Annotated in this window: 7 protein-coding genes and 1 pseudogene; 4 read left to right on the forward strand and 4 right to left on the reverse strand. The window is 62.0% G+C overall.

Going from position 1 to position 8,265, the window contains the following annotated elements:
• Window positions 1-526 precede the first annotated feature (526 nt).
• From OU682_RS22900 to OU682_RS22910, 3 genes are all read right to left on the reverse strand, one after another.
• Window positions 527-745: a DUF3072 domain-containing protein gene (locus OU682_RS22900; protein ID WP_268944504.1), complete on the reverse strand. Its 219-nt coding sequence runs from the start codon at window positions 743-745 to the stop codon at window positions 527-529.
• Window positions 746-1,198: 453 nt separating this feature from the next.
• Window positions 1,199-1,420 (reverse strand): DUF1127 domain-containing protein, encoded by a 222-nt coding sequence (locus tag OU682_RS22905; protein WP_268944505.1) that lies wholly within the window; start codon window positions 1,418-1,420, stop codon window positions 1,199-1,201.
• A 535-nt stretch (window positions 1,421-1,955) separates the two neighbouring features.
• Window positions 1,956-2,435 (reverse strand): VOC family protein, encoded by a 480-nt coding sequence (locus OU682_RS22910; protein WP_268944506.1) that lies wholly within the window; start codon window positions 2,433-2,435, stop codon window positions 1,956-1,958.
• Window positions 2,436-2,750: 315 nt separating this feature from the next.
• Here OU682_RS22910 and recD2 point away from each other — a divergent pair, with 315 nt between their 5' ends.
• The gene (gene recD2 / locus OU682_RS22915; RefSeq protein WP_268944507.1) at window positions 2,751-4,949 is read left to right on the forward strand and encodes an SF1B family DNA helicase RecD2; all 2,199 of its coding nucleotides are present in this window, start codon (window positions 2,751-2,753) and stop codon (window positions 4,947-4,949) included.
• A 587-nt stretch (window positions 4,950-5,536) separates the two neighbouring features.
• Here the strand turns inward: recD2 and OU682_RS22920 are convergent.
• A complete protein-coding gene (locus tag OU682_RS22920; RefSeq protein WP_268944508.1) occupies window positions 5,537-5,743 on the reverse strand; it encodes a cold-shock protein in 207 nt (68 codons plus the stop codon).
• Between the two features lie 336 nt (window positions 5,744-6,079).
• Between OU682_RS22920 and OU682_RS22925 the strand changes: the two are divergent.
• The 3 genes and pseudogenes from OU682_RS22925 to OU682_RS22935 all read left to right on the forward strand — a co-directional run bounded on the left by OU682_RS22925 (window position 6,080) and on the right by OU682_RS22935 (window position 8,023).
• Window positions 6,080-7,123 (forward strand): annotated as a pseudogene (locus OU682_RS22925) (IS5 family transposase).
• A gap of 292 nt (window positions 7,124-7,415) precedes the next feature.
• A complete protein-coding gene (locus tag OU682_RS22930) occupies window positions 7,416-7,727 on the forward strand; it encodes a type II toxin-antitoxin system ParD family antitoxin (RefSeq protein WP_268944509.1) in 312 nt (103 codons plus the stop codon).
• Window positions 7,724-8,023: a type II toxin-antitoxin system RelE/ParE family toxin gene (locus OU682_RS22935; RefSeq protein ID WP_268944510.1), complete on the forward strand. Its 300-nt coding sequence runs from the start codon at window positions 7,724-7,726 to the stop codon at window positions 8,021-8,023. Before OU682_RS22930 ends, OU682_RS22935 begins: the two co-directional genes overlap by 4 nt.
• The last annotated feature ends 242 nt before the right edge of the window (window positions 8,024-8,265 follow it).

Raw genomic sequence — 8,265 nt, forward strand, 5'->3', positions numbered from 1 at the left:
GCGAGCCGGCTGGGACGACGACTTCCTCCGCAGCGTTCTCAACAACTTAGCGACATGAGCCAAATGCGATTGCCCTGTGCACCAAGGCCCCCAGTGCGGCGGTTTAGATTCATGCTCCTCAAATCGAACGCAGACCGGCGTCTGCGCTTTCGCTCGGGCTGCAAAGGTCATCATCAGCAACGCAAGAGGGGTGATCGCGGTGCTTGCTCCCTACGTCGCTGCTCGTTCAGGCTGCGCATTAGGTTGAGCTGGCCTTTCTGGAAGACGGGGACCATGCCGCGCTGCAGGCTCCGACGGTGATAATCCGATTTATGGAACAACAGCTGTTTTAAAGACAACAGCTTCTCATAGTCTAGCCTCTCGATGTCTTGTACATCATTTGCGAGTCGGCGCTAGTTTGTCGGCCGCATCTACCGGTCAACACCACCAGTAAACTGAAGTCGCCGAACTGAGGTCAGAGCGTGACCGCTAGATGACCCTGGATGATCGCCAAAGCTCAACCTTCATCAGGGACCGGTATCGTTTTCTATTCCAATCCCAGTTTGGCTTTTAGGGAGTCGATGCGCTTCGAGGCCTCGGCTTTGCTGATAGTTTCGTCAAAGGCTTCGGGATCGTCCGCCTGTGCACTGAGCGTCTTGAGATAGGAAGCCTGCGCTCCTGTCATGGGATCGTCGCCGCTGACCCAGCTATCGGGGTCCTTTTCGGCATTGTCGGTCGGATGAGATTTCGGGTTTTCGTCGGCCATCAGAAACTGCCTCTTGCAGGATGTCTGAAGAAAACCCGTTACGGACGTTCTGGTTCCGTTCGCAGAATCCTTGGCGAAGCGGTCTAATGGGATACGCAGGCCGATCTCTTGATAGGTCGACGTTATCCACGTCAGCGAATTGCGGGCATCCCTTCGATATGAAGTCATGGCCGCAATCGCAATGACCAACATGAAAAAGCGGCGGCGCCCAGGGAGGAGGAGCGCCGCCGCGTAACGCTGGCCCAGGGAGGGGGGAGGGGCCGCGTATGGGTGCGGCAAGGCCATGGGAGGAGGAAAGGCCGTTGCCGCCAACGAACGGACCGTTGGGAGGAGGAGAGGTCCGTCGCATCAGGGTGCCGCAAATGAGGCGGCTATATGGAGGGGGCATCCTCTGGCAGAAGAATGCCACCAGGTCCGGCCCCGGGGGAGGAGGTGGGGCGGGAAGGTCTGTTCTTACTTGCCCCAGGCCGCTTCCTGAGCCAGGCGGGTGATCATCGTGCGGTGGATGCCCAGATCCGCCAGATCTCGGTTGGTCAGGGCGTTCAGCTCACGCACCGTCTGACGGTAGATCACGCGGCGCGCACGGTTTTCCTGCATGCGCTGGATCGCGGCTATCAGACGGCCAGCGAAGCCAAGCGAGGCAGCGGCGTTGTAAGTTTGGGCGATAGCAGCCATGGCATGTTCCTTTATCTCGCGTCTTTGTTCTTGCGTCTGCGCCCTGCCCGGATTGGCCCGGCGCCTTTCGATGGATTCAAGATGGCGCTAACGCTGCGCCTGCACAATAGACCCTTCGGAAATGCTGCCATGCAGCAATCGCATATGGAGAGGTTCAATCTTGTATGTTTCACTTGCGATATGCCAAGGGACGCCAGCCTTATTTGCTCTCAGGCGTACTTACCGGGCTGCAAAGCTAAGCATTGCCAGCATGTCTTCACGGCAGGGTGCCTAGAACGGCAACACCTCCTTGTCCGGAAAGCTCCCAACGGTCTCGCTTGCAGCCGTTCCGTTTAAGTCTGCCCCCCAAGACATCAGTCGCCAAGCTGCCTCTACGGAACCTCCGGGCCTCACTCTCAGGTGGATGCGGGCAAGCTTTGCCTGGTTATGCCCCGTTGATTACGGGGCTACGAGGTGGATTGGTTACAATGCCACGGCACGTCACTAGCATGGAACCCGGTTGAGTGTCAGGAGCTACCGGCCAAGAGCATGGTGCTCACCCTTGGCGAGCCGCGTCGATCGCCGCCACATCGATCTTGCGCATGGTCATCATGGCGGTAAAAGCGCGCCGCGCTTCCTCCCCGCCTGCCATCATGGCCTCCGTCAGGGTGCGCGGCGTGATCTGCCAGGAGAGACCCCAGCGATCCTTGCACCAGCCGCATTCGCTTTCGCTGCCGCCATTGCCGACAATGGCGTTCCAGTAGCGGTCGGTCTCTTCCTGGTCATCGGTGGCGATCTGGAAGGAGAAGGCCTCGTCCGGCTTGAAGACAGGGCCACCATTCAGCCCGATGCAGGGGATCCCCGCGACCGTGAACTGAACCGTCAGCACATCCCCCTTTTTTCCTGACGGATAGTCGTCGGGAGCGCGGTGAACCGCGTCCACCCGGCTGTCCGGAAAGACCGAAGCATAGAAGTTCGCCGCTTCTTCGGCATCCTTGTCGAACCATAGGCACACAGTGTTTTTGGCAATGGCCATGACGTTTTCCTCCCTGATCACGCATCGACGCATACTGCCGGCAGTCCAGGCCGCGAAGGCTGCTCTGCCGCCGGTGGTGATTTAAGCATAGGAGACACCCGAACGGTGGCGTTTTGCTCTTCAGGCAGTTTGACAGCCATACTTCGGAACTTGGTTGCCGACCTTGTTGGCATATATCTGCTGGCACATGGTCGAAGACGCGGGAGGATCTCAGATGAGCCGCCCTGACACTGTCGAGGACGAAGACAGGACGCGATGCATGTGGTCCAACCTGGGGTCAGGTAATATCGCGCTGTTGTTTGGCGAGGAGTGTGGATGGCGCCAGTGATATCTGCAGAGACCAACAGCCCGACCGAGGTCCTGGCCGGCCTGGTCGAGCGCGTGACGTTCCACAGTCCCGAAAGTGGCTTCTGCGTGCTGCGGATCAAGGCGCGCGGGCACCGGGATCTCGTCACCGTTGTGGGTCATGCCGCGATGATCTCTGCCGGGGAATGGATCACCGCCTCGGGTCTCTGGCTCAACGACCGCACCCATGGCCTGCAGTTCAAGGCGCAGTTCCTGAAGACCTCCGCGCCCTCGAGCCTTGAGGGCATCGAGAAATACCTCGGTTCCGGCATGATCCGCGGGATCGGGCCGGTCTATGCACGCCGGCTGGTGAAGGCCTTCGGCACCGACGTGTTCGACATCATCGAGGCGGAGCCTGAGCGCCTGCGCGAGGTGGGCGGCATCGGCCCTGTGCGGGCGGCCAAGATCACTGCCGGCTGGGCGGACCAGAAGGTCATCCGCGAGATCATGGTCTTCCTGCATGGGCATGGCGTGGGCACGGCGCGCGCGGTGCGGATCTTCAAGACCTACGGCACGGACGCCGTGCAGGTGATGAGCGAGAACCCGTATCGCCTGGCCCGGGACATCCGCGGCATCGGCTTTCGCACCGCGGACCTGATTGCCGGCAAGCTCGGCATCGAGAAGACCGCCCCTATCCGCCTCCGTGCGGGCGTGTCCTTTGCGCTGAGCGAGGCCATGGGCGAGGGGCATTGCGGGCTGCCGCGGGCAGAGCTTATCACCCTTGCGGAGAAACTGCTCGAGGTGTCGCCTGCCTTGATCGAGAGCGCCATCGGGGACGAGCTAGCCGAGGGCTCTGTCACCGCGGACCGGGTCGGCGAGGCAGAATGCATCTTTCTCACCGGGCTTTATCAGGCCGAGCGCGCCATTGCCGGGCACCTCCAGCGGCTCCGGGTAGGACCCCTGCCCTGGCCGGAGATCGATACCCATCGCGCCCTGCCCTGGATCGAGGGCAAGACCGGCCTCAGCCTTGCCCCCAGCCAGGCCGAGGCCATCCGGCTGGCGCTCAGGTCCAAGGTCACGGTGATCACCGGCGGTCCTGGCGTCGGCAAGACCACGATCGTGAACGCCATCCTGCGCATTCTGGCGGCCAAGGGGGTCAGGCTCCTGCTCGCAGCCCCAACTGGTCGAGCCGCCAAGCGCATGACGGAGACGACCGGCATGGAAGCGCGGACCATCCACCGTCTGCTGGAGTTCGACCCCAAGGCCTTCGGCTTCAAGCGCAACGAGGAAAGCCCGCTCGACTGCGACCTGCTGGTGGTGGATGAAAGCTCCATGGTCGACGTGCCCCTGATGCAGTCGCTGATGAAGGCGCTGCCGACTGCGGCCGCGCTTCTGATGGTGGGCGACATCGACCAGCTGCCCTCGGTCGGGCCGGGTCAGGTGCTGGCCGACATCATCGGCTCGGGGGCGGTGCCGGTGGTGCGCCTGTCCGAGGTGTTCCGCCAGGCCGCGCAGAGCAAGATCATCACCAGCGCGCATGCCATCAATGCCGGACGGATGCCGGACCTTGCGCCCCCTGACGGCACGGCGGATTTCTACTTCGTGCCCGCCCGTGATCCCGAAGAGGCGGTGTCGCGCATCGTGGAGTTGGTGAGCAACCGCATCCCCCGCCGGTTCGGGTTTGACCCGATCAGGGACGTCCAGGTGCTCTGCCCGATGAACCGGGGCGGCGTCGGAGCCCGGTCGCTCAACATCGAGCTGCAGAAGACCCTGAACCCGGCCGGCGAGAAGAAGGTGGAGCGGTTCGGCTGGACCTTCGCGCCGGGCGACAAGGTCATGCAGGTCGAGAACGACTACGACAAGGAGGTCTACAATGGCGACATCGGCACCATCAAGGATGTCGATGCGGACGAGGGCGAGGTCGCGGTCGATTTCGATGGCCGCACGGTCACCTTCGCCTTTGGCGAGCTCGACACGCTGGTGCCGGCCTATGCCGCGACCATCCACAAGAGCCAGGGTTCGGAATACCCGGCCGTGGTCATCCCGGTGATGACACAGCACTACACCATGCTGCAACGCAACCTCATCTACACCGGCGTGACCCGGGGTCGAAAGCTGGTGGTGCTGGTGGGTCAGAGAAAGGCGGTGGCAATCGCCGTCAAAAACGTCTCGGGACGGCGACGCTGGTCAAAGCTCGCCGAGTGGCTCGCAGGAGAGAAGTCTGGCTGAACGGTGGAATTCCTCCGCCGGGGTGCGGATTGAGTATCCGTGCCTCAAGGTCGCCCGCGAATACCCCTTCAAGAGGCAGGTTTGCCCGAAGGATCGCAGCACGGCCTCGTGCTGGTGCCACGGCTCAGTGTCGAATGGGGTGCAGGTCAGATCGGACCGGACCTCTAGGTCAGCCGCGGCTCTGTTGTGCACATGGCTGCACCGTTCACACCGGTTTGCCGCATGGCGGCCTTCAGTCGCGGGCGCAGCCCCGGGGATCGATGAGCCAACCCGGAGCGACATGGATGATCGCCATACTGCTCGATGAACTGCCGGTGGGCGTCGGCCTCGCGCCTTGGATAGCCGGACGCCATATCCGCAACTGCTGCTGTCCAGGGGCCGCCTGCGGCGCGCGCTGCTGATCCAAGGATTGCTCCTCGCGACTGTCTCGGAGTTCAGGACAGTCCTGGTGTTCGGGTTGCTGCCCTTGCGACCGTCCCCTGCCCTTCTTGATTGCGACCTTGGTCAGAAGCCGGTTAGCAAGTGCCACAACAAGACCCGGTCACGTCAGGCCCGCTTCAGGTCAGCCGGTGAGGTGAGCTGCTATCTTATAGTGTCTGCAGATCAACGGCGCTTGTCTTGCCGTTGCGGCCCGTCTCCAGCTCATAGGAAACCTTCTGCCCATCCGATAGGGACTGCAACCCGGCCCGCTGTACCGCGCTGATGTGGACGAACACATCGCCACTCCCGGTATCCGGGGCAATGAAGCCGTATCCCTTGTCGGTGTTGAACCACTTGACCGTCCCTCTCGCCATAATGGCCTCCCCCTGTCATGAGGCTTGTTGCATGGCATGGAGAGCGGCGAAGCTGCAAGGTTTTTGCAGGACAGATCAGGTCTGGTTTTAACCTTTGAAACGCAACGTGTCCCGGCCGCTACACATGCCTGCGACAGTGCCAGCACAGATCCATTGGCGCGGCACAACGAGCGGAGAGTGGCCTGAAGGCGGTGCGGGACGGCCGCCGAGGGGGTCATCTGCTGCGATGCATCATGTTCTCGCGCTCCGTCACCAACCTTAGGGCACCTCGAAAAATTGCGCTAGCCGGGCCGCCGGGGTAGGACGCACGGGGCATTCGGCTGCTGGAGCGTGACGATGGCGCAGATGGGTTTCTTTGATCTTTCGGACCGCTACGCGAGCCTGGATGCCAAAAGAGACCCGCTGGTCGAGATCGACGCCATCGTGCCCTGGGAGGAGTTCCGCCCGACGCTGGAGCGTGTCTGGCGCAAGCCCCAGGCGGAGCGCAAGTCGCGGGCGGGGCGCAAGCCGATGGACGCGGTGGTGATGTTCAAGACGCTGGTGCTGGGCGCCCTCTACAACCTGTCGGACGACCAGATCGAGTATCAGGTCCGCGACCGGCTGTCCTTCATGCGGTTCCTTGGTCTGGGGCTGGAGGACCGCGCGCCCGATGCCAAGACAGTCTGGCTTTATCGCGAGGGGCTGGCGCAGGCGGGCATGGTCGAGGTGCTGTTTCAGCAGTTCGATGGCTATCTGGCGCGGCAGGGCTACATCGCGCGGGGCGGCCAGATCCTGGATGCCTCCATCGTGCCGGTGCCGAAGAACCACAATACGCGGGATGAAAACCGGGCAATCAAGGCCGGCGAGGAGCCCGAGGGCTGGGCCGAAAAGCCCGCCAAGCGATCGCAGAAGGACGTGGATGCCCGCTAGACCAAGAAGCACGGGAAATCCCACTATGGCTACAAGAACCACGTCAACGTGGACCGCCAGCACAAGCTGGTCCGCCGTTACCATGTCAGCAATGCGGCCCTGCATGACAGCCAGGCAGTGGATCATCTGCTGATGAAGGGCAACACCGGCGCGGGGGTCTGGGCTGATCCGGCGTATCGGTCCGCAGAGATGGAGGCGAGGCTCCGCGCATCCAGGCTGAAGAGCCACATCCACCGCAAGGGCAAGCGCGGCAAACCACTGACCGAACAAGGCAAGGCCAGCAACCGGACGAAATCCACCGTGCGCGCGCGGGTCGAGCATGTCTTCGGCGCGCAGACCAACGACATGGGCGGCACGCTGGTGCGCACCATCGGCCTGGTGCGGGCGAAGGCCAAGATCGGGATGAAGAACCTCGCCTACAACATGCGTCGCCTCGTCCAGCTGCGCCGCCTGAACCCCTACCCGGCGTGATCCGGAGCGCCGAAGTCAGCCCGCAAGGCCGAAAGGCGGCGCAGTCCTCCGGCCGTAAAGCCTGCGAAGCCAACACGCCACACCGTGCCCAGACGGGTCATGCGTTCTGCAGGCCGTTGAACCCGCCAAGAACAGCGCAAGCGGTCGAAAAATCGAGGTGCCCCTTAGCCTATCTCTCTCCTGTCCCTCGCTCAGCCCGGGATCGTAGCATCGGTGGTGGAGTTCATGGCGCTGCTAAAGCAGCTCTGTGGTTTGCGCCGCCTATGCGCTGCAAACTGCAAGACAAGATGTCTTGATAACTGTTATCAAAACTGCCATTCTTTACCTGTCGTTGATGGAGGCTGGGATGCTCAGTGCAGAACTTGGAACGCAGCTTGAAAGCTACGTAGCAAAACTGGTCGAGAGCGGACGCTACAACTCGAAGAGCGAAGTCGTACGCGAGGGCATTCGCCTGCTTCAAGAGCGTGAGACACGCCTGGCCGTGCTGGACCAAGCCTTGGCACGTGGACTTGCAGATGCACAGGCGGGACAGTCGCTGCCTGCCAGTGAGGTCTTCAAGAGACTGGAGGCCAAGTACAAGGCAATGGATCCCGGCGCAGAATGATCGTCGAGATCACTGCCACTGCCGAAGCTGACTTGGAAGCAATTGGCGATTACATCGCGCGCGACAATCCCGCACGCGCCGTGACGTTCATGCGTGAGCTATATCACTGCTGCGTGGAACTGGCCGAAGTGCCATTCGCATGGCCAGTGGTTCCGCGCTACAAGCAGCACGGCATTCGCCGTCGAGTGCATGGGCGCTACCTGATCTTCTATCGTGTCGACCAGGAGCGGATCACCATCCTGCACGTCCTGAATGGCGCCATGGATGTTGAGGCGATCCTCTTTCCGGAAGCTTAACAACACGGCATTAGCGGCATGAGTGCCTGCTCTCGTAGATCGTTGCCAACCAGCCTCGACACATAGCTGCAGCCTTAGGCAGACAGACCATCAGCACCCTAGGAAGCGAGACAGCCTCTGCCCTGTCCTCAAAGAGGGATGACATGATCTCTGCCGACTGCTCCCTGTAGTGCGTCAACCACCTTGTCCTTGACCGACAACCAGCTTGGCCGGGTTTGAAGCCGCCCGGGTTGGCGTGTCGT

The sequence above is a fragment of the Paracoccus benzoatiresistens genome, assembly GCF_026913015.1.
In the GTDB taxonomy this organism is placed as follows: domain Bacteria; phylum Pseudomonadota; class Alphaproteobacteria; order Rhodobacterales; family Rhodobacteraceae; genus Paracoccus; species Paracoccus benzoatiresistens.

What these genes read in the sequence shown, in the direction of transcription:
- OU682_RS22900 (WP_268944504.1), bottom strand. Translation starts at nt 745, where the DNA reads ATGGCCGACGAAAACCCGAAATCTCATCCGACCGACAATGCCGAAAAG.
- OU682_RS22905 (WP_268944505.1), bottom strand. Translation starts at nt 1,420, where the DNA reads ATGGCTGCTATCGCCCAAACTTACAACGCCGCTGCCTCGCTTGGCTTC.
- OU682_RS22910 (WP_268944506.1), bottom strand. Translation starts at nt 2,435, where the DNA reads ATGGCCATTGCCAAAAACACTGTGTGCCTATGGTTCGACAAGGATGCC.
- recD2 (WP_268944507.1), top strand. Translation starts at nt 2,751, where the DNA reads ATGGCGCCAGTGATATCTGCAGAGACCAACAGCCCGACCGAGGTCCTG.
- OU682_RS22920 (WP_268944508.1), bottom strand. Translation starts at nt 5,743, where the DNA reads ATGGCGAGAGGGACGGTCAAGTGGTTCAACACCGACAAGGGATACGGC.
- OU682_RS22935 (WP_268944510.1), top strand. Translation starts at nt 7,724, where the DNA reads ATGATCGTCGAGATCACTGCCACTGCCGAAGCTGACTTGGAAGCAATT.